The 25,000-nt window shown below is 39.7% G+C and carries 18 protein-coding genes and 1 tRNA gene; 9 read left to right on the top strand and 10 right to left on the bottom strand.

The window, feature by feature from the left end; translation table 11 throughout:
- Positions 1 to 11: 11 nt before the first annotated feature.
- From thiH to RCC89_06430, 4 genes are all read left to right on the top strand, one after another.
- A complete protein-coding gene (gene thiH / locus RCC89_06445) occupies positions 12 to 1,142 on the top strand; it encodes a 2-iminoacetate synthase ThiH (GenBank protein WMJ72801.1) in 1,131 nt (376 codons plus the stop codon).
- A gap of 30 nt (positions 1,143 to 1,172) precedes the next feature.
- The gene (gene moeB, locus RCC89_06440) at positions 1,173 to 2,318 is read left to right on the top strand and encodes a molybdopterin-synthase adenylyltransferase MoeB (GenBank protein ID WMJ72800.1); all 1,146 of its coding nucleotides are present in this window, start codon (positions 1,173 to 1,175) and stop codon (positions 2,316 to 2,318) included.
- A 133-nt stretch (positions 2,319 to 2,451) separates the two neighbouring features.
- Positions 2,452 to 3,171 carry an outer membrane beta-barrel protein gene (locus RCC89_06435; protein WMJ72799.1) on the top strand — a complete coding sequence of 240 codons (720 nt, stop codon included), beginning with the start codon at positions 2,452 to 2,454 and terminating at the stop codon, positions 3,169 to 3,171.
- A 673-nt stretch (positions 3,172 to 3,844) separates the two neighbouring features.
- A complete protein-coding gene (locus tag RCC89_06430; GenBank protein WMJ72798.1) occupies positions 3,845 to 4,237 on the top strand; it encodes a hypothetical protein in 393 nt (130 codons plus the stop codon).
- A gap of 454 nt (positions 4,238 to 4,691) precedes the next feature.
- On the opposite strand, the gene RCC89_06425 is transcribed toward RCC89_06430, so the two are convergent.
- Positions 4,692 to 8,465 carry a two-component regulator propeller domain-containing protein gene (locus RCC89_06425; protein ID WMJ72797.1) on the bottom strand — a complete coding sequence of 1,258 codons (3,774 nt, stop codon included), beginning with the start codon at positions 8,463 to 8,465 and terminating at the stop codon, positions 4,692 to 4,694.
- A gap of 395 nt (positions 8,466 to 8,860) precedes the next feature.
- Here RCC89_06425 and RCC89_06420 point away from each other — a divergent pair, with 395 nt between their 5' ends.
- The gene (locus RCC89_06420) at positions 8,861 to 9,472 is read left to right on the top strand and encodes a hypothetical protein (GenBank protein ID WMJ72796.1); all 612 of its coding nucleotides are present in this window, start codon (positions 8,861 to 8,863) and stop codon (positions 9,470 to 9,472) included.
- A 340-nt stretch (positions 9,473 to 9,812) separates the two neighbouring features.
- Here RCC89_06420 and gcvP read toward each other — a convergent pair whose 3' ends face one another.
- The 3 genes from gcvP to RCC89_06405 all read right to left on the bottom strand — a co-directional run bounded on the left by gcvP (position 9,813) and on the right by RCC89_06405 (position 14,337).
- Positions 9,813 to 12,674 carry an aminomethyl-transferring glycine dehydrogenase gene (gcvP, locus tag RCC89_06415; GenBank protein ID WMJ72795.1) on the bottom strand — a complete coding sequence of 954 codons (2,862 nt, stop codon included), beginning with the start codon at positions 12,672 to 12,674 and terminating at the stop codon, positions 9,813 to 9,815.
- Positions 12,675 to 12,861: 187 nt separating this feature from the next.
- Positions 12,862 to 13,956 carry an AI-2E family transporter gene (locus RCC89_06410; protein ID WMJ72794.1) on the bottom strand — a complete coding sequence of 365 codons (1,095 nt, stop codon included), beginning with the start codon at positions 13,954 to 13,956 and terminating at the stop codon, positions 12,862 to 12,864.
- A 63-nt stretch (positions 13,957 to 14,019) separates the two neighbouring features.
- On the bottom strand, positions 14,020 to 14,337 hold the full coding sequence (locus tag RCC89_06405) for a hypothetical protein (protein ID WMJ72793.1): 318 nt from the start codon (positions 14,335 to 14,337) through the stop codon (positions 14,020 to 14,022).
- Between the two features lie 239 nt (positions 14,338 to 14,576).
- On the opposite strand from RCC89_06405, the gene RCC89_06400 reads away from it, so the two are divergent.
- The gene (locus RCC89_06400) at positions 14,577 to 15,137 is read left to right on the top strand and encodes a methyl-accepting chemotaxis protein (protein ID WMJ75645.1); all 561 of its coding nucleotides are present in this window, start codon (positions 14,577 to 14,579) and stop codon (positions 15,135 to 15,137) included.
- Between the two features lie 180 nt (positions 15,138 to 15,317).
- Positions 15,318 to 16,730: a T9SS type A sorting domain-containing protein gene (locus RCC89_06395; protein ID WMJ72792.1), complete on the top strand. Its 1,413-nt coding sequence runs from the start codon at positions 15,318 to 15,320 to the stop codon at positions 16,728 to 16,730.
- Between the two features lie 89 nt (positions 16,731 to 16,819).
- Here RCC89_06395 and RCC89_06390 read toward each other — a convergent pair whose 3' ends face one another.
- The 5 genes from RCC89_06390 to RCC89_06370 form a co-directional block, all read right to left on the bottom strand.
- The gene (locus RCC89_06390; protein ID WMJ72791.1) at positions 16,820 to 17,410 is read right to left on the bottom strand and encodes a hypothetical protein; all 591 of its coding nucleotides are present in this window, start codon (positions 17,408 to 17,410) and stop codon (positions 16,820 to 16,822) included.
- A gap of 46 nt (positions 17,411 to 17,456) precedes the next feature.
- Entirely contained in the window at positions 17,457 to 17,909 is a 453-nt protein-coding gene (locus RCC89_06385; GenBank protein ID WMJ72790.1) for a hypothetical protein, read from the bottom strand.
- 151 nt (positions 17,910 to 18,060) lie between these two features.
- A complete protein-coding gene (locus RCC89_06380; GenBank protein WMJ72789.1) occupies positions 18,061 to 18,423 on the bottom strand; it encodes a transposase in 363 nt (120 codons plus the stop codon).
- A gap of 720 nt (positions 18,424 to 19,143) precedes the next feature.
- On the bottom strand, positions 19,144 to 20,994 hold the full coding sequence (locus tag RCC89_06375; protein ID WMJ72788.1) for a monovalent cation:proton antiporter-2 (CPA2) family protein: 1,851 nt from the start codon (positions 20,992 to 20,994) through the stop codon (positions 19,144 to 19,146).
- Positions 20,995 to 21,394: 400 nt separating this feature from the next.
- A complete protein-coding gene (locus RCC89_06370; protein ID WMJ72787.1) occupies positions 21,395 to 22,705 on the bottom strand; it encodes a DEAD/DEAH box helicase in 1,311 nt (436 codons plus the stop codon).
- An 86-nt stretch (positions 22,706 to 22,791) separates the two neighbouring features.
- On the opposite strand from RCC89_06370, the gene RCC89_06365 reads away from it, so the two are divergent.
- Positions 22,792 to 24,126 carry a dihydroorotase gene (locus tag RCC89_06365; protein ID WMJ72786.1) on the top strand — a complete coding sequence of 445 codons (1,335 nt, stop codon included), beginning with the start codon at positions 22,792 to 22,794 and terminating at the stop codon, positions 24,124 to 24,126.
- Positions 24,127 to 24,192: 66 nt separating this feature from the next.
- Positions 24,193 to 24,266 (top strand) — tRNA-His (locus RCC89_06360).
- A gap of 299 nt (positions 24,267 to 24,565) precedes the next feature.
- Here RCC89_06360 and RCC89_06355 read toward each other — a convergent pair.
- Positions 24,566 to 24,967, bottom strand: a complete 402-nt coding sequence (locus RCC89_06355) for a response regulator (GenBank protein ID WMJ72785.1) — start codon at positions 24,965 to 24,967, stop codon at positions 24,566 to 24,568.
- Between the last annotated feature and the right edge of the window lie 33 nt (positions 24,968 to 25,000).

The following is a 25,000-nucleotide window of genomic DNA, read 5'->3' as shown; positions in this document are numbered from 1 at the left end:
AGCTACTTAGTATGAACAAATCATTTGCAGATATATTTTCATCCTGCAGTTGGGATGAAACAAAGGAAAGTATTTACAGCAAAACTGCCGAAGACGTAAAAACAGCCCTTCAAAAAACCAAAAGAAATTTAGAGGACTTTAAAGCCTTGATTTCGCCCGCAGCAGAGCCTTTTCTTGAACAAATGGCTTTATTGAGCCACCAAATTACGAGAAAGCGCTTTGGCAATACCATGCAAATGTTTATTCCTATGTACCTGTCCAATGAGTGCCAAAATATATGCACCTACTGCGGCTTTAGCCTGGACAACAAAATGCGTCGTACTACTTTAACAGAAAAACAAATACTGGACGAAGTAGCTGTTATAAAGTCTTATGGCTATGACCATTTGCTATTGGTAACCGGAGAAGCCAACAAAACGGTGGGTGTACCCTATTTTGAAAAAGCTTTGAAATTGGTCAAACCACACTTCTCACATATTTCATTGGAAGTGCAACCATTAGACCAGGATGAGTATGAAACGTTGATTCCTCATGGTTTAAACACGGTGCTGGTTTATCAAGAAACATACCACGAAGAAAACTATAAGCTCCACCACCCAAAAGGCAAGAAGTCAAATTTCCTATACCGCCTGGAAACCCCAGACCGTTTGGGCAAGGCAGGAATTTACAAAATAGGCTTAGGAGTTCTTATAGGCCTAGAAGACTGGAGAACAGATTCTTTCTTTACTGCCCTTCATCTGGACTATCTAGAAAAAACCTATTGGCAGACAAAGTACTCTATTTCTTTTCCACGCCTCAGGCCATATACCGGCAACCTTGAACCCAAAGTAAACATGAGCGACCGGGAACTGGTACAACTTATCTGTGCATATAGGATCTACAATGAAGAAGTCGAGCTTTCCATGTCGACCAGAGAAAGTGAGAAGTTCAGGAACAATGTTGTAAAACTAGGCATTACCTCCATGAGCGCAGGTTCGAAAACAGACCCAGGAGGTTATGCAGCAGGGATAGAAGCACTAGAGCAATTTGAGATATCAGACGAAAGGACTCCTGCTGAAATTGCCTGCATGCTAAAAGAACAAGGGTATGAACCCGTGTGGAAAGACTGGGACAGGGCTTACCAATTTATGGAAGACCTTTAAACATTAGAAACATTTTAACAAGCAAGACCCGTGTTAACACCCGAGGAATTAAAAAGATATAATCGCCATATTATACTTCCAGAGTTTGGAAAAGAAGCACAAGAAAAGTTAAAAAATGCCAGTGTTTTAGTCATTGGTGCTGGCGGTTTAGGCTGTCCTGTGCTTTTGTACCTTACTGCTGCCGGCGTGGGAACCATAGGGATTGTTGATTTTGACACGGTAGACAAAAGCAACCTACACAGACAGGTGCTTTTTTCTGTAAAAGACACAGGCAAGCTCAAAGCCGAAGTAGCTGCAGAGAAGCTTGCTGAACAAAACCCTTTTGTAAACTTTAAGGTACATACCGAGAAACTTGACCGGGAAAATGCACAAGCCCTTTTCGCACAATATGACCTTGTAGTAGATGGCTCTGACAACTTCCCTACCCGGTATCTGGTAAGCGACGTCTGCACCATACAAAACAAACCGCTCATTTTTGGGTCTATTTTTAAGTTTCAAGGACAGGTTTCTGTTTTTAACTATGTAGATGAGTCGGGCAAGAAAGGGCCTACGTACAGATGCCTTTTTCCTGAACCGCCATCGCCTGGTTCGGTTCCGAACTGTGCCACTATTGGCGTTTTGGGCGTACTTCCAGGAATGATAGGTAGCATACAAGCAAACGAAGCCATTAAAGTAATTACTGGCATCGGTCAACCGCTAGTAGGCCGGCTCATGATGCTAGACGCACTGTCAATGGAAACGACTACCATAAAAATAATGGCCGTGGAAGAAAATTTCAAAAGAACCAATCTGGAGGCCGACTATGAAGCGTTCTGCAATCCTCCAACACCAATGCCGGAAACAGAAACAGAGGAGTACAAAGAAATTTCAGTAAAAACCTTGGAGCAAAAATTAAATGCACAAGAAGATATTTTCCTACTGGATGTCCGGGAACCTCATGAATCAGAAATTTGCCAGATAACAGGAAGCACGCTTATTCCTATGCGTTCCGTATCTGAACAAGTAGAAAAAATACCAGAAGATAAACCCGTTGTTGTTTATTGCCATCACGGAATGCGAAGTGCTTGGGTGGTAAAGTTTCTTTCCGATGAGTTTAACTACAAAAACCTGTACAACCTAGAGGGGGGCATTGACCAATGGGCAGCTAAAGTAGATAAAGGGATGAGCAGGTATTGACGGGAAACCGAAACTGTATTTTTCCTATCTTGGTTTGGAATTAACTCATAACAATAACATTTTCAAGAAGAAATAATAAACAAAAAAGAAGAATTTTATATCTTAGTATAATAATTTTTATCCCTTGCTAGTTATGAGATCTTCAGTTTTTTCTTTATTGTTTCTTTTGCCATTCATGGTTTCTGCCCAAATTACAGAAGTTGGCGAGTTCCTAAACTTCAGGGCAGGGTTGCTTTTTTCTCCAGACTTCACCTACCGTACACTGCGGGGAGATATGGAAAATAATGTCCGGCAATTACGGGACCACTATGAACTCCCCAAAACAGGGTTTACCGGTGGTGTGAACATGATATTCAGGTTTCACAAAAAACTGGCTATAGAAGGTGGCTTTCTTTACAGCAACAAAGGTGAAAGAACAAAAACCGGCAATTACAACCTTATTGTATTTAATGAGGACGACCCGCTGAGACCAGACATGCAAGCCTCTTTTATCAACACCTACCGCTATCTGGACTTGCCCATTAAGTTAAACTATTATTTACGCCCTAAGCATATAGCCATCTATATATCTGCCGGTATATCTCCCAATATTTTCCTTGGACAGTCAACTACTACTGTAATAGACACCGACGACAGCCGCATTCACATCCGACGCACCCTAAGGAATCATAACTTCTCATCTGTCGACCTGGCCGGCCTTATAGCATTGGGATTTGACATAAAAGCATCGCAAAGGTGGAGCATCCGCTTTGAACCTACCTTCAGGCACTCTTTAAGATCTATTATGGATACTACTTTGAGGACATATTTATATTCTGCCGGGGTTAATACGGGGGTGTATTTGATGTTGTAGGGTATTTGGAAAAGGCTATGCTCGCTGGGACTTCTTTGTTGTCTGAATCAGAACTCACAGAATAAGAGAATTTTCAGAATGGAGGGAAAGTCTAATTTCTCCTGAAGATTAGTCATTCTACCTTTTATGCTCACTGTAGCTTGCAGCTACAGCAACACACTATCAAATTAAAGCCGTATTGCCAAAGGTAGCTTGCAGCTACCAAAATGTACTAAAAAAAAGCCCCCCGATACTCGCTGACATTCTTTGTTGTCTGAATCAGAATTTTTAGAATTATAGAATTTTCAGAATGGGGGGGGAAGAAGATTGGGGACTCTGCTCGGTTTCCATCTACCAAAACATATAAAAATGCCCTTCTATCTAGAAATGCTCACTGTAGCTTGCAGCTACAGCACCATACTATCAAATAAAGCCGTATTGCCAAAGGTAGCTTACAGCTACCAAAACGCACTAAAAAAAAAGCCCCCCGATACTCGCTGACGTTCTTTGTTGTCTGAATCAGAATTTTCAGAATTTTAGAATTTTCAGAATGGGGGAAGTTCAATTTCTCCCGGAGATTTACTGGCAATTTTATAAAGGTTTGATTTTTGAATGTATCATGACAATGGAGGTTTGTATAAATGCTCTGTTCGGTTTCCATCTACCAAAACATGTAAAAATGTCCATTACCAGAATGCTAAAAATAATCTTCCCTTCCATTGCTATTCTAGGTCTTATAGGCTGTAAAGGAAGAGAGTTTAGTGTTTATGTAATTGTTGAACCATCTGCGGAAGAATGTGATGATTATAATGTTATTTGGAGAGTTGATTCTATAATTAATGAGAAAGAAGAGTTGATGAACAAGTTTGTTTACTTACTTAATAGCAAACAGGAGTATGAGGAAACTACAAAAGGGAAAAAGTTTTTATTGAAAGGAATTTTTATAGATAAAGTTTTAAAGTCAGATTTTACTAACTGTGGTAAAGTTTTTAGGTTTAAAGATGAAAGCATAATTCCCTTGGCGAAGGAGCGATATCTAGATTTGCAATCCAGCCATTTGTTGTCTGAATCAGAACTCACAGAATAAGAGAATTTTCAGAATGGAGGGAAAGTCTAATTTCTCCTGAAGATTAGTCATTCTACCGTATATGCTCACTGTAGCTTGCAGCTACAGCAACACACTATCAAATTAAAGCCGTATTGCCAAAGGTAGCTTGCAGCTACCAAAACGTACTAAAAAAAAACGCCCCCCGATACTCGCTGACGTTCTTTGTTGTCTGAATCAGAATTTTCAGAATTATAGAATTTTCAGAATGGGGGAAGTTAATTTTCTCCCGGAGATTTACTGGCAATTTTATAAAGGTTTGATTTTTGAATGTGTCATGACAATGGAGGTTTGTATATGTAGAAGCATTGTCGCTACACCTACAGAGCCACCTGAATTGATTCTCTAAATAACAGTTAGATAACTAAAAACAAAAAGGCCTGAAAGGCTAATAAAGCCCTCCAAACCTTTTGTCATTAAACTAAAACAAAGAAATTTACTTTTGCACAACCACTCTTTTATGGTGCACTTCGCCCGTGTTCATATTGTTTACGATCAACAAATACAGTCCATTCTTTAAAGAAGAGATATTCAAGTTCACGTGGTCGCGTGTAGCGTTGTCCATATACACTAACCTACCGCTTACGTCTAATAATTTGACAGAAACAGCAGGGTTGTTGTCGTCAAACCTTAAGTTTAGCACATTGTCCGCAGGGTTAGGGTACACGGACAGCCATTCACCCACGAGGGCCTTGCTTTCTGCTTTCAGCGGGTCTTCTATGATTACCTCCTCTATACGCTCAGGCATGGTAAACTTAGGCACTATATTTACATAAACAGAATCCGCACTGCCGTTATAGGAAACCCTGAGCATATCTAGCCCTTCGACCACGCCAGTAAGTTGACCGGATGACTCAACAGAAAAATAATCTAAAGTAGAAGAAGACTGGAATGATGAGTCAAGGCGAATTACCCTGTGAGAGCCATCATTGTAAAAGGCATCTACGTAACAGGTCAGGCTTGTGTCTTTCATGATAAACAGCTCTGGATTATCCCCTGTATGAATTTTCACACTGTCTATTTCCACCCCTGGTTTCAACTGCACTTCAAAACTGATCGTGTCCAGGACAATTGCGGCATTTACCGTATCAAAGACCTCTGCGGTCAGCAAAAGCTTGCCGTAAGCATTGTCAGGAACTTTAAACTTGACTTTTTCAGTAGCCTCGGTAATTATACCGTCCAACAGGTCTATATTTTCCCCATAAAGGGATATTAGTGTAACGGCTCCTTCATACTGATCCTTAACAATATCGAACTCTACAGAATCTCCTGGATAATAAACCACTTCTTCGGAAGGCCCTTCAAACACAACAGTCGGAAGATCTTCAATATCATGACTATTTGCCATTCTTGCCGAACCACTTAAAAAAGGACAGCTTTCACAAAAGCTATATTCTAACCTCGGAGGGTTAAACCCTGAAGTCGAAAACATTTCAGCATCAGACTTTTTACCGAGGAGGCCAAAAACATTCAGTTGTGTTTCTAGGTGATCATAAGAACCTTCCACCTCCTTGATACTGGTAAAGCTTTCGTGTGCTACAGAATAAGATGTATCGTATGACACAGCCAATGTATCCATACCACCAATCTGGCTTTCTACGGCCACTACACCATCATTGGCATCTTTAAAAATCAGGCGTTCCAAGAAATAATCTGCCAATCCTTTTTCAATACCTAACCTGTCCGCCACCCACAAAATAAAATCGGTAGCCACAGATTCAGAAGCATCTCCTGCTTTTTTAGCAACTGTAGTCCTTAGTATAATACCTTTAATACCAGTTGCTGCTTTTAATACGGCAGCAACCGACTGTACTGCTCCCCCCACTGGGGTAAGCATAATCAAATCCATTTCAGCTTCGGATATCCCATATACAAAAGGGTCTGCTATAACATGTGTGGGAACACCCTTCTCACGCTCAGCCTGCAATCCGGCGGGGCTGTTCAGCTCATGCAGAAAACCAGAAGTGGTTTTAAGTTCCTGCTCATAATGCAGGTTTATATTTGTAGGGGGGATTGGCAAAGTTCTGTCATGATAATAAGAAAGTGCAGTTCCTCCAGAAAAAGGAACAAATTTTTTGTACTTCTCATGCTTAGGGAAGACCTCATCCTTAAAGGTAGGGTACATGATAAATTCACCTAACCGAGAATTCGCAGTGCGAACACCAGCTCCCGTAAAAATAGGCACATCAATAATACGTTCATCTGAAAGCAAATCAATATATTGAGATCCGGAGTTAGGTACATGGATGGCAATAAACTTGTTGATATCCTCTCTATACATTTTCTGTATATAGTACCTCACCCCTAGGCCACCTGTGCTATGACCCAGAACATCTACTTTACCAAAAGAAACTCCCTTTTCTGCACAGATCCTCTTCATATCATCTATCTCGTCACGCAACTGATAAGCCATACTTGATGAAGGAAACCCTATGAACATTTCATCAAAGCCACCACTGCGTACCATAAAATCTTTGTACTGCCCTGTCTCTATAAGAAAATCTGCCATGTTTCTTGTGCGGGACTTTTCACTAAAAATTCCATGCAACATTAAAACTGGTGGCAATACCACCCTAATCCTTTCGGAATACAAAACCTCGTCGGAGGTTTCGTCATACAGCTCTACCGTAAAAAACCTTCTGCCTTCCGTGTTCGGCAAAGTATAAATCGATGGCAAGAACTTAGGATGGTAATACCTAAACTTAGCACTGTCAGAAACATCGTTCTCCATAATTTTACGGAAGTAGCCATATTCATCATCATTCCCAAGCACGTTTTCTTTAATCCTCATAGAAACGTTTTCTGCATTACCACCTCTCCACACAAACATAGTAAGGTTAGACCCGTCTGCTGCTACTTCTGCCATATCATCTGCTACATCACAAGCGAACCTGCCAAACTTGCCTACACGGTACCTGAGGGAGTCTGTACTAAAAGCACTGGTAGTATAAAGTAGTGGGTTATAAAATCTATAGTCTATCTTTAAAGAGTACATTTCCAAGCCGCCAAATTTCACTGAAGCAACTCCTTCATCTGTAGCTATCCACAACTTGTCATCTTTATCAAAAGCAACACCGGTTACATTATCAGAAGGAATATTGCTATTCTCTGTATTGAAATAGTAATAATTGTCCAGATCACCTAAATCGCCTTGTCCTTGATAAACATAAAGGCCTTTAGTGGTACCGATTGCAACTAAGTCAGAGTTTTCGGAAGCCGATATGGCATGCCAATTAACAGAAGCATCAGCGCTAGCATCCAGCACATAATGCCAAGTATTAGGCTTATTAAGTTCATGGAAATATTCATAGACTCCAAAGCCATGGCCAAACCTTAACCCCACCCATATATTGCCATTCCTGTCTACTGTCATAGCTTCTGCAGAGACTGCAACCGAAAGGTCAAAGGGCGTATTGTTTTCATTGAATGAGTGGACAGCACCCATTTTTAATCCAGCGCCCCCTCCTGGAATATTAAAAGCCCTGATCCTAGAATGTAAAAAACAATCGTTCATCCCTTTCCACCCCAAATACATTTTCCCAGGCCCAGGTGCCAATACTTCACAATTCCTAACACATCCAGACCCCATCAACGGTGTTACATTCAAACCACGTTCTGCATCCAATAAACCTACACTAGAGTACTGGGTAGTCGGTCTGATTTCACTAAACCGATCAGCGCCTGGATCCAATATTGATACTCCACCAGGATTAAAATAAGTACCTACACCTTGAACATACAAGTGGGAGTAAGTTCCCGCTGCCCATACACGCCCTATACCATCAATGGCAACAGATTGCATACGTGGTGATGGCAAACCATAACCTTCCCTATCGTTGTTGGCGAAACTAAAGAAATATTTTTTCTCATCACTGCCATTAGGTGAAATATAACTTACCCCTCCTCCGCTAGAACTAAAGTCAGTGCCTCTCTGGGCTATCCATACACCTCCTTCGCTATCTGGTACGATCTGCATAATATGATGTTCTCCTAAAAAAGCAGACCTGCTCCAGTTATTACCATCATATGAGTACAGTCCACTTTTATCAGTCCCTAACCATATCCTGTTCTGTTCATCAACAGATAAACAAGTATAATTTCCGGAAGACGCCCCTACTTCATGCAGGTCGAAACAAGATTGTGCATACCCGAAGGGCAGACACATACAAATAAAGGCAAGAGGCACAATAACACTCCTAATCGATTTCATATGACTTTTTTTTGGTGTAAATTAAATTAGTTGCAAAAAGACTATAGATGAAGAAATAAAGATAAGCCTATATTATGGTTTTTACTTCACAAACTTGAGGAACGTACCTTTTGACTTTACCAAATAGCAGTTTGCGCACAGGAACGTAAAAGTCATTTCTAAACTTCAAAAGCTCCATCTTTTGCAGATGAGCGGTAAAATAACATAATTATAGAATGAGGATTGCACAGTTTCGGCTTTAGCCACTTCCAACCATCAGATCAATATAGCCGCTGATTGCATAATTAGGCAGATAATGCGTGTTATCTAGCGGCGTGATTCATTAATAATTTGGAGAGATTCCGTAGCTCTAAGCTACAGATAGCAGGGAATTTGATAAACCTAAAAAAGAGAACATGAGCAAAATAACACTTATTATTATTTGTAAAGCTTCCCTATTGCTCCATGCTTATTCTTCTGCACAAAACCTTCCTGTTCAGAAAAGTTACGGAGATACAATTATGTTTAATATAAATGCCTTTTACAAAAAATGGGAAAAAGAGGACATAAAATATGTTGAGGTTTTCAGCAAAAAGGACTCAACATTAATCTGCTCATATTCAACATACAAAAACAAGTTATATGGAATAAGGAGCTTATACAATTCTAACGGCAGACTATCTAGTTCCGAAAACTTTATAGATGGCCAATTAACTGGAACAGCAAAAGAATATTATTGGAATGGCAATGTAAGGGCTGAAGGAAAATATGAGTTCACTAGGGGCAGAGGCTCTTTTAAAGACTCTGTTTGTATAGAGAGTTCTTTTGGGGTAGGTGACATAAGTTGTTATGTACAAAACTATCCCTCTCCCAAAGTAGGCAAATGGATATATTATTCAAACAATGGGAAAAAATACATGGAAGGAAGCTATGCTGACAATAATCGGGTAGGCACATGGACAATCTATGACCCAAGGACTGGGAAAGAAAAACAAAATATATATTACCCAAAAATCACGGACAAATAGAACAAAGCAAAAACAAAGCCGGCAATCGGTTAGAAGTAGATCACCGGCTTTTACAAAGTTCAGTTTCGCTAAATGAATATTCTAATTAGGGCCTGCTGAAAAAGTCACAAGTGTGCAAGATACGCATGGCCTTACATGAAGACGTATTGGAATACTTCGAATGCAAGGCCATAAAGTAGATTGTGCGCTTGTGGCTAGCCCAAAAAAGTATTGGGTTAAAAGCTTCTCACTTTAATGTGCACGGAAAAATAAGAAATAACCGAAAAAACCTTGCAACCACACCTCCTAATTCTTATACAAATATCAACAGATCAATATTTTGGGCGTTTTTCAGCGCGCCCTAATTAACTTCCTCCTTATAGGCTTCTATAGGCACGCAAGCACAGAACAAATTCCTGTCGCCATAAGCATTATCTATACGTGATGCTGATGGCCAGAACTTAGTTTCTTTTACCCAAGGTAATGGGAAAGCAGCTTTTGATCGGCTGTAAGGCCGGTTCCACTCATCAGAGGTAACATCCTCTGCTGTATGAGGGGCTTTTTTAAGTACATTATCATCTTTATCAGCAACACCTTGCTCAATTTCTTTGATTTCACTACGTATAGCTATCATAGCCTCTGCGAACCTGTCCAGCTCTGCTTTAGATTCACTTTCTGTAGGCTCTATCATCAAAGTTCCAGGTACAGGGAAAGAAACTGTTGGAGAATGAAAGCCATAATCTATTAAGCGTTTGGCTATATCTTCTACCTCTATGCCAGCAGACTGTTTAAACTCACGGCAGTCGAGAATAAACTCATGCGCGCACCGTCCATTGGTTCCAGTATACAGCAGCGGATAATGCCCTTTCAACCTAGACATTAAATAATTGGCATTAAGAATGGCCATTACAGTTGCATTTTTCAGCCCCTCGCCTCCCATCATGGAAATATAGGCATACGAAATAGGCAGTATAAGCGAACTTCCAAAAGGTGCGGCAGAAACAGCAGGCACGGCATTTTCACCACCTGTTGGCACTAAGGTATGACCTGGAAGATAAGGTGCCAAATGTTTGGCGACACCAATAGGTCCCATACCTGGCCCTCCACCTCCGTGAGGGATACAAAAAGTCTTGTGCAGGTTCAGATGACAAACATCAGCGCCAATTTCCCCAGGACTGGTCAGCCCTACCTGAGCATTCATATTGGCACCGTCCATATACACTTGCCCACCCGCATCATGTACGATATTTATTATCTGCCGTATAGTAGTTTCAAAAACCCCGTGTGTAGATGGATATGTAACCATCAGGCAACTGATTTTTTCACCATGTTGAGCAACTTTTGCGGTAAGGTCTTCAACATCTATATTTCCTTTCTCATCACACTTAACAGTTACTACCTTCATACCTGCCAAAACCGCACTTGCCGGATTAGTACCATGGGCAGAAGAAGGTATTAATGCAATGTTCCTATGTTCTTCCCCTTTACTATCATGGTATGCTTTTATCACCATTAGTCCTGCATATTCACCTTGCGCCCCAGAGTTTGGCTGAAGCGAAACGGCAGAAAAACCAGTTATTTCTGACAGCCAGTTTTCTAAATGCTCAAATAACTCCATGTAACCTTGGCACTGATCATCAGGGACGAAAGGGTGAATATTGGCCATTTCCGGCCAGCTCACAGGCAACATCTCGGTTGTAGCATTAAGCTTCATCGTACAAGAGCCAAGGGGTATCATGGAGTGTACCAAAGAAAGGTCTTTGTTTTCAAGCTTCTTCAAGTACCTCAGCATCTCATGCTCCGAATGGGCATTATTGAAAACGGGGTGCTGTAAATAGGTAGATTGCCGAACTAGATCCTCAGGAATGGCGGCTTCTCGTTCTTTTACAGTAAAAGAGCGCTCAGTAAAAATTTCTACAATCTGCTCAAGATCATCTGCTGAAACAGTTTCATCTAAAGAGATTAAAATATATTGACCTTCATATCTAAAATTAATGCCCGCTGCCACTGCTTTTGCTTTGATCTCTTCAACTTTTTCACCAGCATCAATTTTAATAGTATCAAAGAAGTTTAGATTCAACTGTTTGAACCCAAGATCTTCAAGTGCCAGCGCCAATCCAGCCGTAGCCTTGCTTATTCGAGAAGCTATGCCTTTGATCCCTTTAGGGCCATGATAAACGGCATACATTCCAGCCATTACAGCCAAAAGCACTTGTGAAGTACAAATATTGGATGTCGCACGCTCTCTTTTAATATGCTGCTCCCTCGTTTGCAAGGCCATACGATAAGCAGTTTTACCTGCCGCATCTACAGATGCACCGATAATCCTTCCGGGCACAAATCGCTTATGATTTTCCTTCGTGGCAAAGTAAGCTGCATGAGGCCCTCCAAAACCCATAGGGACACCAAAACGCTGGGTAGACCCTATAGCCACATCCGCACCTAATTCACCAGGAGATTTGAGTAGAGCTAAGCTCAAAATATCAGCAGCCATACAAACCATTACATCTGATTGATGCGCAGTGCCTATTATTTCGGAGTAGTCTACAATGGCACCATCTCTATCCGGATACTGCAAAAGCATACCAAAAGCTTCACTCAGATCGACACTTTCATCAATTTTACACACGACTACCTCTAACCCTAATGGTGCTGAACGCGTTTTTAACACCTCAATGGTCTGCGGGAAACATAGATCCGAAACGATAAATTTTGTTGCTGCCGCTTTTGCCCTAGGACGTAAGGCATACATCATGGTCATAGCTTCTCCAGCGGCTGTGGCCTCGTCTAACAAAGATGCATTGGCAATGTCCATGCCTGTTAGATCAGCGACCATAGTCTGGAAATTCACCAAAGCTTCCAACCTCCCTTGGGCTATCTCAGACTGATAAGGTGTGTAAGCGGTATACCATCCTGGATTTTCTAAAATATTTCGCTGAATGACCGCAGGGGTTATGGTATTATAATACCCCAAGCCAATATAAGAACGGAAAACCTTATTTTTTCCCGCTAGTTTCTTAAACCTGTTAATAAAGCCATACTCATCTTCAGCTACAGGCAGGTTCAATTTTTTACTAAGTCTTATATCAGCAGGAACAGCTTGCTCTATAAGCTCATCTAGAGAAGCAGCCCCCGTAGTGGACAGCATATCAGGTATCTGAGAGGCATTGGGTCCAATATGCCTCTGGGAGAAAGAATAAATGTCAGCAGATAGGTTGCTCATGATTAAAATACCTAAAGAAGGAAAAGAAGTTATATTTGAGACGCAAAATTAGTATATTCCTTGATTAATAAATGCCTTAACCAAACCTCTGTTAATAACTTTTTCCGATTTCAGGCTAAAAACCTCTGCTCAAAAGCACTTAAACAAAAGAACAATCAACAGAGAATCAACATATTAAAAACAAATTTCATTTTCTAAACCATGACTTGATTTTATGATACACTTTTTGAAAAGTAGTTACCTCGTCTTTGCCTGGGTCTGTCAATAAAAAACCATAAGGTTTTAGTGGCTCTACCACTTTACAGACTACTTTAAGTATAGCAAGCAAAGGAATAAACAATACCATCCCAGCCGGCCCCCAAACCTCTCCTCCTATGAAAATAGCCAATATAATGGCATAAGGGTTTACACGAACTTTAGTCCCAACTATGTTTGGGGTAATAATATTACTTTCCAGAATTTGAAGCACCCAGAAGTATAATGCAATGCCCACAGGAAACCACAAACTGTCTTCCATTACCAAAGCGTATACGACAGGAAGGATAGAGCCAATAAAAGTCCCAACAATAGGTATAATATTTAACACAGCAGCAATTACACCAAACAACAAAGCTTGATCTAATCCTATGGCAGAAAGAAATGAAACGTTTGACACTGCCAAGATCAGCACTACCGTAAAAATGCCAGTAATGTACTGAAAGACAATCTTCTTCTCATTTCTTATAATACGGCGGATATCCTCATGCCTTTCTTTAGGATTTGCCCGGTATAGGAATTCCATATAGTAAGACCTATAAAACAGCATAAAAAACATAGACATAGGAATTAAAATGGAAGCAACGACTAAATCGGAAACGGCAGTTGCCACGCCTTGCATAAAACCGCCAACTTCATCTCCTGTGCCATGTTCTTCCAAAAATTCTCGTTGCTCTTCTGGCGTTATATCAAACCTGTCATGAATCATTTGTTGAAGCTGGAAGGTAAATTTATCTACCTCCTGCTCTAATTGCGTTACCTCCTCTGTTAACCTGTCCATTTGCCAAAGCAGAAAAAGAAAAAAACCAAGAATAATAAAAATCATGGAGAGCGTAGCATGAAAAGAAGCGGCACCCCTGGATAGCCCTTTTTGTTCCATCCACTCTGCAAATGGCAACATAAGAAAAGCAAAAAGCAGGGCTATAAAAACAGGAATTATAACCGTCCGACCTATAAAAAGTATAAAAAATAAGGCTACTAGCCCTATGAGTATCATTACCCATTTAACGTAAAAAGGAGTCTTCATGAAGAGCAAAAAATTTACTATTCATTAAAGACTCCTTACCAAGATATTTTGTTTAACTCTAGCTTATTTTAAAGAGATCTTATCCTCTTCTTTACTAGCACCTGCAATGGCTTGTATTTTATCCTGCTTCAACACATCTTCAATTTCCTTGATCTTTTCCCTTGTAGTACTAATATAACTTTTCTTTTCCTTATAAATATTCGCCATTTCCCTTAAACTCTTTTCATCCATTTCATAAAAAATTCGAGAAGCTTTTTTAGCAGATTTTTCTTGCCCTCCTAACTTCATCAATATATCCTCTCCCATACGAAGTGAAATACTAAGTGTGGGAGGTGCTATGTCTGGTAGTTTTGTTTGGCAGCCGCAGGTTACCTCTGGCACTGCGTCTTTGTTTGATACTATGATGCTGTAGCTACAAGCTACATTGAGCGTTAAAGGGGGCTTCGTTGTAGCGAAGGTTGGTTTGTGAAATTTGGAGTTAGCGGGGCAAAAAATCCTGTTAATTCTATAATCCTGAAAATTCTGATTCAGACAAAAAAACGGAAAGCCCCTAAAAACCTTCCGGTTTCCCATTTTCTTTTTTTTCTCAACTCACGTTACGCAAGCTATAAGCTTGCAATATTTTAGGTCTAAGATACGCTATCGCTAATCTTAGACCAGTAGGGGAGATCTCCCGGCAAACAAATATTTTGGCGCTCAATGCTGCTGTGGAGGCAGCCAGAGCCGGGGAGGCGGGAAAAGGCTTTGCTGTAGTTGCTTCCGAAGTGCGTAAACTTGCTGAACGCAGTAGGCTAGCTGCTGATGAGATTCATGAATTGTCAGCAAAGGGCTTGTCTATTTCGGAGCATTCCGGGAAGTTGCTGGATGAGACTGTTCCGAATATCATTAAGACTTCTAATATGATTAATGAAATCAATACAGCGAGCATCGAGCAAAAGTCTGGTGTGGATCAAATTAACAACGCCCTTCAAATGTTAAATCACACCATTCAGGAAAATGCGGCTACTTCGGAAGAGGTTTCTTCCGCTGCTGAACACCTGCTTAATCATGCTAATTCTTTAAATGAATCCGTAGCCTTTTTTAATACCGAGGATGGTGGTAGAGGGAGTATTAAAAGAGTAATGGTAAATGTAAGAAGTGCAGTGCAAGAAACACCTGAAGGCCTCGCTCTTCAGTTATGATCTATGTTCGATAAATACCTTATTTTAAAAAAAGTCCTGTCATGCAGGGCTTTTTCTTTTTTATAAATAGTATAAATTTTATTTTTTCTATGGCTATTCATGTAAATAGATTACTTTTAAACTTTAATAAATTATGAGTTTAAATAGCGAACTCGGATGTTTAACCCTTAATTTTTTACTATGAAGAGATTTCTACTTTCAGGTTTTCTGCTTTTTTCAGTGTTGGTATCCTATGGGCAAGGTGAGTGGGAAAAATTACCTCATGTTTTTAGCTCTTATTTAACAGCCTTTCATACCTACGATAATCAACTATTTATCGGGGGTAATTTTACTCAGATAGATGGCCAAAGATCCATGCACTCTGCCGTGTATTCAGGAGGCAACATTACCAGACATCAGAATTCCCAGCAAGGAGGAGGTGGTTTTGATAGCTTCACCGAATATAATGGAAGGCTAATAGGTGGCGGTAGTGCAACTGTTGGCAGCTTTTCTATTAGTGCTGCAATGGTGTTGGAATGGGACGGCACAAGTTGGGGAAATAGCAGTTTGCGTTTAAATCACAATGTTAGACAGGTGATCACATTCCGTGATACATTATTTGCAGCAATGCCAGGAGAGTCAACAAGTTTTGCATATGCAGGGTATTACGCAGGTTCAGGTTGGCATCAGGCTGGTGGAGAATTGGATGCTATGCCTTTTTATATAACCTATAATGACAACTTATATGCTTATGGCGACTTTACAGAAAGCGGAGATGCGTCTGTAAAATATTTTGCTAAATGGGAAAATGAAGGTTGGGTCCAGGCTGGCTCAGGAGAATACAGACCAGTTGCTCCGGTTGTTTTTCAAGGAAAACTGTATGCATTTGCGTTAGAAAGCACCGATTTTGGTGCCAGGGTTCATAAGCTTATAGAATGGAATGGTTCTGATTGGGAAGTTGCTTCTGATCAGAAGTTAGTAGTTAGTTGGAATAACATTAGAGCTGTAACGGCAGATGAAGATAATATTTATGTGGTAGGAGATTTGGCAATGGCTGGAGATAAAGCGGTGAAAAATGCTGCCCGGTTTGATGGGAATGAGTGGCACCCAATGGGAGAGGCTTTAGATGATGTTTTAATTAATGCACTTCATATTTACGATGGATATTTATATGCAGGTTCAGCACTCGACTTCGATACACGTGAAGCTTATTTGTTTAGATTTCCTTTAAATGCTCTTGATGAGGAGCCGGATGACAATGGCGATGGATCTGCTGATAATGGGTCATCTGATGATAACGGAGGTAGCGATAATGGAACTGCTGATGAAAACGGAGGTGATGATGATGGTTCTAATGATGATGATAATACTACATCTGTAGGTCTTGAAGAACAAACGAAGCCAGCCTTCTTTTATGACTATCAAAACAGAAGTTTGGTGTTCGAAAAAGCACAAGGGTATGTTTGGATTTACAAATCAGATGGAAGGATGGTTTGGGATGGTATGGTAAGCAGTAACCAACTAGTAGGTCTGCATACGTTTTCTGATGGACTTTACATAGTTAAGTACCAAAATGGCTCTTTGGTTGATACTAAAAAGGTTATCGTTTATTAATTTGACCAGCTAAATAAAAAAAAGCCGCGGGGAACTATTGTAACCGCGGCTTTTTTCATTCTCCGGTGTATATATGCGCAGTCGGTATTTTATTTGGCCTGGTGCTTAATTAAAAGCTCTGTTTGTTCAAAAGCGACACTTTTTCTGATATTGAGAATGATGCTCATGGCTTCATTTAAGTACATATTTTTAAATAATAAAGATCTTTCTGGTACTTTGTAGTACTCTTTCAGGGCAGCAAAATTTTCGTTTAGGGCTACTTCAAAGGTAGATTCCGGGTAGTTTTTCTTTAATTCTTCCAAAAAGGTGTCCAGTGATTCCAGGAAAAACTTATTTGCATGACTCCTTAAGGTATTTTCTTTGTAGAAGTAGATATCTACCAGTTCATCTCCTGGCAGTCCGATATATTCTACATTTTCGTTGTATCCTCCGGTAAAGGAAACCAGTTCGAAACTTATTTTCCTCAGGTTGTCATCAAAAACCTTAAAGAACACAAGTTTTTGGTGCAAAGTGCTATCATTGCCTATGAGCTCATTGTTGATTTGGTAGATCTTTGTAGGGTGTAGATCCATGAGCTCGATACGCTTCAATGCGTTGTTCAATCTATCAGTGCTGTTTTTAGATGATTTCTTGCACGCGAGAAGAGAAAGGAAAACAATTATCAGTAAGCACTTCTTCATGTATTTGACCTGTAAGTAAAAAGCAAAACCTTGGTTTAAAAGATCCTTAAAGGATGGACTTATTTATAAAACCATCTTCTAGCATAGCTTTCTCCGCTTTTTCTTTATTCTGCTGACTTGTTGGTTGGTCCAGATAATAAGCCAATGACTGTTTTTTATTGGTTAAAGCTATAAGTTTGTCATCTACTAAACTTTGGATAATTTCCAAAATAGTCTTATCCAGCTCTTCAGGTACGGTTTCTTTAGCACTATACTGGGAGGCCATTTCATAAACAAATTCATGAATGGTTCTTTGTCCATTTGCTTCCAGAAAAACCAGTTGGGGCCATGGATCCATAGTAATCATTCTCGGAGCATGATTATCTACTACATGGATCATATTTTGATCAAGCCAATCCCATCTGGCAAGTCGGATAAAATACTTGTCTTTGGTATCTGAGTTTTTTAACGTTTCAAACGGAGGAAGTTCTTTTTTCTTTTTCTTAAACAGGCCAAACATGGTTTATGTGATTTTAAGGACTTTATCTAAAGTAAGGATTATTAGAAAAACTTTCCAATTGACAAGAATATAATAAGTTCTAAGATACGCTATCCCCCTCTGGTCAAAGTTTCAGCGAAGCATAACTTTGACCCAAAACCTATGCAAGCTTTTAGCTTGCGTATATAATATTCAACAAGCCTTTACCACTGCTATATAAATACTCATGTGCTTCTGCAACAAAACCTGCCTCTACAGGATTTTGATGAAGATAATTTAGCCGCTGATTAAGCAGTTCATAGTTTGAAAGCTCAATAGGATGGTTATTTTGTTGCCAGAATTGATAGTCTTTGTTGTTCGCATTCTTTTTTCCGGCACGTTTGAACATCCATAGCAGCCACTCTCTTCTACTCTCACAGCTATATTCTTGAATACATTTAATAAGCTGTTTTGAAGTATGCCTCTTCATATCTCTGATAATATCAGACAAACTTGCTGTTTCTGTACTTATTATCAAATGTACATGACTTGGCATAATGCACCAGGCATATAATTCTAATCCTTTATTTTTAATGCAATAATCAAGTGACTCAACTACTATATCAAAACCCGCCTTACAAATACATCAATCCAGTTGATGGTAGCAAAAGATACAAAGTAAAGCTGAGAGTGATCATGAAATAAGTATTTCCTGCCCATAGTTAAAAAAATGACAGTGTATAATATAAAGATATGGCTTATGATTTAGTAAGGCAAGCTAAAAGCTTGCCATAGGTCGAAGTTACACTGCGCTAAACTTCGACTAGAGAAGCAAAAAATCCTGTTAATTCTATAATCCTGTAAATTCTGATTCAGACAAAAAACGGAAAGCTTATCCAAAAGACATTCAGGATTCCCATTTTGTTTTTTCTCAACCCACGTTACGCAAGCTACAAGCTTGCAATATTTTAGGTCTAAGATACGCTATCGCTAATCTTAGACCAGAGAGGGAGCGTAGCATGAAAAGAAGCGGCACCCCTGGATAGCCCTTTTTGTTCCATCCACTCTGCAAATGGCAACATAAGAAAAGCAAAAAGCAGGGCTATAAAAACAGGAATTATAACCGTCCGACCTATAAAAAGTATAAAAAATAAGGCTACTAGCCCTATGAGTATCATTACCCATTTAACATAAAAAGGAGTCTTCATGAAGAGCAAAAAATTTACTATTCATTAAAGACTCCTTACTAAGATATTTTGTTTAACTCTGGCTTATTTTAAAGAATCTTATCCTCTTCTTTACTAGCACCTGCAATATCTTGTATCTTATCCTGCTTCAACACATCTTCAATCTCTTTGATCTTTTCCCTTGTGGTACTAATATAGCTTTTCTTTTCCTTATAAATATTTGCCATTTCCCTTAAACTCTTTTCATCCATCTCATAAAAAATGCGAGAAGCTTTTTTAGCAGATTCTTCTTGCCCTCCTAACTTCATCAATATATCCTCTCCCATACGAAGCGAAGTATCAAGATTTTCACGGTACACCAAATCAATACCTTCATTGAGTATTTCATAAGCATAGTGACGGTTTCTCACCCTAACAAGCAACTCGAGATTAGGAAAATACTTTTTCGCTTTTCGGACAATCTCTAGAGTTTTTTCAGGATTATCGACAGCCACTACCAAAAGCTTTGCCTCTGATGCTCCCGCAGATTTAAGCAGGTCTTCTTGCGATGCATCGCCATAATATACTTTAAACCCGGTTTTGCGCAATAGGTCTACTTGGTCAGAGTCATGGTCAAGATAAGTAGCTTCTATACCATTTGCTTTAAGATAACGACCTATGGTATAGCCAAAAGTACCAAAGCCCGCAATAATAACAGCATTTTTGGTTTCTATCTCCTCTTCAGCCACTGCCGGAGTCTCTTCCTCTCGCATAGTGCCAATATTCGGAAGAATAAACTTTTCATTTACTAACATTAATAAAGGGGTCAGGGCCATAGATATAGCCGTTGCAGCTAACATAAACTGAATCAGTTCAGGCGGAAACATTTGCAAGTTTGAAGCAAAGGAAAATAGCACAAAACCAAACTCTCCTGCCTGACACAGGCAAAATGCAAAAATCAAATTATGGTCTGTATTTAACCGGAAAGATTTCCCCAGTCCAAAAAGCACCAAACCTTTTAGTGTCATTAAACCAAAAACAAAAGCCACCATTTGCAGCGGATACTGCATAATCAGCGCAAAATTGATCGAGGCGCCAACGGCAATAAAAAATAAACCCAGCAACAGCTTCTTAAAGGGGAAAATATGATTTTCCAGCTCATGTTTATACTCACTACTTGCCAATATAACACCTGCGATAAATGCACCCAACGCAGGACTAAGCCCCACAATGGTCATAAGCACAGACACACTGATCACAATCAGAAGAGCCGCAGCAGTAAACAACTCTTTCATATCCGTACGTGCTATAATTCTAAAGGCGGGAGGAACCACAAACTTTCCAGCAAGCACCACCAAAACAATGGATCCAATAGTCACCACCGTTTCTGCCCAAGCAGGCAAACCCTCAAGCATAGGATGCGATTCGCCTCCAACTCCTTTGGTAACTGCTAGCAAAGGTAAAAGGGCAATAATGGGTATAACCGCAATATCCTGAAAAAGAAGTACCGCAAAAGCACTCTTACCGGAAGAAGTTTTCATAAGGCCTTTCTCATTCAGCATCTGTATCACAAGGGCTGTGGAGGACAATGCCAATATTAAGCCTAATGCTATGGACTGTGCCATGCTCAAGCCAAATAGCAAGGAGATGCCAGCAATTATAACAGCCGAAAGGAGTACCTGCATCCCCCCTTTCCCTAAAATAAGCTTCCGCATTCTCCATAAAGACTGAGGCTCCAGCTCCAAACCTATAACAAAAAGCATCATTACAACACCAAATTCAGCGAAGTGCAAAACACTTTCACTATCCTCCCCCAGTCCTAGTACGGCAGGACCTACTAGTATACCAGCCAATAAATAACCTAAAACAGATCCAAGTCCTAACTTTTTTGCAATCGGAACTGCTAAAATTGCTGCCGCCAGATAAATAATAGCTTGAATAAATATGGAATCTTCGTGCATGACTTTATGGTCGGATTAAATAAGGTAGATTATATATTTATAGACTTAAAGATATTTCTACAAAAGGGAAAAAAACAACAAATCATTTTTTTTTATACAGAAAGTATATCGTAAACGAACACGACCATGTAAATATATCACCTGAGAGAAAAAATACGTCGGCTTTAGCCAATAAAGATACCCATCTACCGTGTCACCTCAAATCTATAGGCAATAACCTTATTTAATTTAACTTAAACCTGGATGCATTAGATTTCGTCATGAGTGCCAAAAGAACAAAAAATCAGCGTATTGGGTTTGCAAAGCATAGTGGTGCTATGGTTAAAAACCACATGCGAGCGAAGCGCCTAATTTGAAGTTATTTTGCCACGCAATAGAATTTCTAATGCATAGGTTAAACTTACCTCCCCCTCTTTCCTTTGCCCGACCTGCTTTTCCCATAAGTTTTCTGGCTTTTACCTTGAGCCCGGGACTTACCTTTCTTCTCATGAAAAGCTCCTTTAAAATCAGGGTTGTCCCGTCTTTTAACTGCATCAATCTCCCTAGCCATTTCCTGCGCTTCATCAAAAGGTGTTTTTTCTATAGAAACTTCCTCAGGAATATCCTCAAAAGGAATAGACATTCTAATTATCTTTTCAATTTTGGCTATATAGTATACATCTGGCTCAGTCACAAAAGTAATGGCCTCACCAGTAAGTCCCGCCCTGGCCGTCCGGCCAATGCGATGTACATAATCTTCATATATTACCGGCACATCAAAATTGATAACATGGCTTACCTTTGTCACATCTATCCCTCTTGCGGTCACATCTGTTGAAACCAGAATCCTAACTTCTCCATTTTTAAAAGCCTCCATGGAATTTATTCTGGTATTCTGTCCTTTATTGGCATGAATTACACGCACATTCTCATCTACTTTCCTTTCTATGAACTTAAAGACATTATCAGCATTGGCTTTATTGCGGACAAAAATGATAACCCTATTGAATACACCTTCTTGTTTTAAAAAATAATCCAATAAGTTAATCTTAGTTTTGAAGTTAGGAACCCTGTATGCAACCTGGTTGACAGTCTCTGCTGGCGTTGCCTGGGGGCTTACTTCTATTCTCATAGGGAATTCCAGAAACTCTTCGGAAAGTTTTACTACCTTTTCAGGCATAGTGGCAGAAAACAACAGGTTTTGTCGTTTGCGTGGAATAATTTCAAGGATCCGCCTTATTTGGGGCATAAAACCCATGTCCATCATTTTATCTGCTTCGTCCAGCACCATGGTCTTCAGCCCTTTGACCACCAGTTCACCTTTCAAATAAATATCCATAAAACGCCCTGGTGTAGCCACAATAATATCGACACCCTTTTGCACAGCTTCGATCTGCCCTTTAGGGCCTACTCCACCATAAAGCGTTGCATGTCTAATATCTGTGTATTTAGCCAATACAGTAATATTATCAGCAATCTGCATGGCCAATTCACGGGTAGGCGCAAGAATCAAAGCCCTAGGGTTCATACCCTGAGCAAATTTGATTTTCATAAGCAAAGGGAGTAAAAACGCAGCCGTTTTACCTGTTCCAGTCTGGGCAACTCCAAGTATATCATGCCCTGCCATTATTTGGGGAATGGCTTTTTCTTGTATCTCTGAAGGCTGTACATAGCCTGCTTCCTCTATAGCATTAAGCAGTTGCTTGTTAAGGCCAAAATGATCAAATGACATATTTTTTTTAATTTAAGGCAGATAAATCCCACACTTTAGTAGTTTTGCAAAGGTGCAAAAAATTAACAACACTAAACTTTTTATTTATGGGATCTATACTTATTGTCAATGCAAATATAGTCAATGAAGGAAAAGTAACTCAGGGAGACCTACTAGTAAAAAACGGACGTATAGAAAAAATCGGAAAAAATATTTCTGAAAATGCAGATAAGACAATAGATGCCGCAGGCAAATACCTAATCCCAGGCATCATAGATGACCAGGTGCATTTTAGAGAACCTGGCCTAACAAATAAAGCTGAAATATATACCGAATCAAGGGCAGCAGTGGCAGGAGGCGTGACATCCTTTATGGAAATGCCCAATACAGTCCCTAATGTGCTGACACAAGAGCTGCTGGAAAACAAATATGCCATAGCGGCAGAAAAATCCATTGCCAACTATTCCTTCTTCATGGGGGCATCCAACGACAATCTAGAAGAAGTCTTAAAAACGGATGCCAAAAACGTATGCGGAATAAAAGTTTTCATGGGCTCCTCTACTGGCAATATGCTGGTCGATAACGAGAAGACACTAGAAGGTATTTTTAGCCGCTGCCCTATGCTTATTGCTACCCACTGTGAAGACGAAGAAACGATTCGTAAAAACTCAGCCCTGTACAAAGAAAAATATGGCGACAGCATGCCAATTTCTATGCACCCTGAAATCAGAAGTGTAGAAGCTTGCTATAAATCTAGCTCTATGGCTGTGGGGCTGGCCAAAAAATATGGCGCCAGACTGCATGTCCTACATATTTCTACAGCAGACGAGCTAGAACTATTTGACAACAAACTTCCGCTAAAAGACAAAAAAATCACCGCTGAGGTTTGCGTACACCACCTATGGTTTAGCAAAGACGATTATGACCAATATGGCACTTACATCAAATGGAATCCTGCGGTAAAAGAAAGCAAACACAAAAAAGCGCTATTACAGGCCCTAAAAGACGACATTCTCGATATCGTCGCCACGGATCATGCCCCACATACCAAAGAAGAGAAAAATCAAAATTACTGGAAAGCGCCTTCTGGAGGACCTCTTGTGCAGCATAGTTTCAATATCATGTATGAGTTTTGCCGGAAAGGCGAACTCTCCATAGAACGATTGGTAGAAAAAATGTGCCATGCACCAGCCACTATGTTTGATATTAAAAAAAGAGGTTTTATCAGAGAAGGATATTTTGCAGACCTGGCCTTAGTAGATACCAATAGCCAATGGAAGGTAAGCAAAGAAAACCTATTATATAAGTGTGGCTGGTCTCCACTTGAAGGTCAAAGCTTTACATCTAAAGTAACACACACCATAGTTTCAGGAAACCTGGTATGGGAAAATGATAAAATAATAGAAGGGAGCCTCGGCCAAAGACTTACATTTGACAGATAAAAAAAATATAAAGATTTAGTTGAATATTAAACTTTATTAGTGTACTTTTGCACACATATTAAGACGGTGGGTGTAGCTCAGTAGGTTAGAGCGCCAGATTGTGGTTCTGGAGGTCGTCGGTTCGAAACCGATCATCCACCCTTAAAAAAACTGACAACATTACGTTGCCAGTTTTTTTTATTTTAAGCACGTTATTTCTTTTTTGTGCAACTGCTTTAGCCTCATATTTGAAGTATTACAACAACGCTTGCAAGACTAAAAACCTCAAACACACGTTTCCCTCGAATACTGCTGTACTACTAAAGCTCAATGTCGGTTCATTAAGAAACCTCGCAGCATTAGGCAAAGAAGCATGCACACACCCTCAATAAGAGCAAAAACGAATGATAAAAAAAGATACCTGAAAGATAAAAATAGAGAAGAAAGAAAAAAGAGGGGATTATTTTTCTATTTTGGCTTCATCACCTAAAGCATTCAATAGTTTTTCCGGCGTTAGGGGCTTTTGGATGTAACCATGAACTTGAAAATGCTTAACCCGTTGCATATCCTGAGGATTTAAAGAACTTGTAAGCATAAAAATCTTGATATGCTCCTTTCCTGAAATATTTAAGCTTCCGAACAATTCCAAAAACTCAAACCCATTCATCGCTGGCATATTAATATCCAGGAGAATAACATCAGGAAGTTCATTTTTTACAGTATTTAACAAAAAACGAATCCCTTCCTCACCATTGTCCAGAACAAAAATTTGCTCTGTCAGGTTAAGTTTCTTAATTAACTTAGAATTAATAAAGTTATTGATAGGATCGTCGTCAATCAGTAGAAAACTTTTATACATCATCAAAAGCTTGGTTTAAAAAGAATTTAATAATTA

The sequence above is a fragment of the Cytophagaceae bacterium ABcell3 genome (assembly GCA_030913385.1).
In the GTDB taxonomy this organism is placed as follows: domain Bacteria; phylum Bacteroidota; class Bacteroidia; order Cytophagales; family Cytophagaceae; genus ABcell3.
This window is presented reverse-complemented; position numbering and strand designations above follow the sequence as displayed.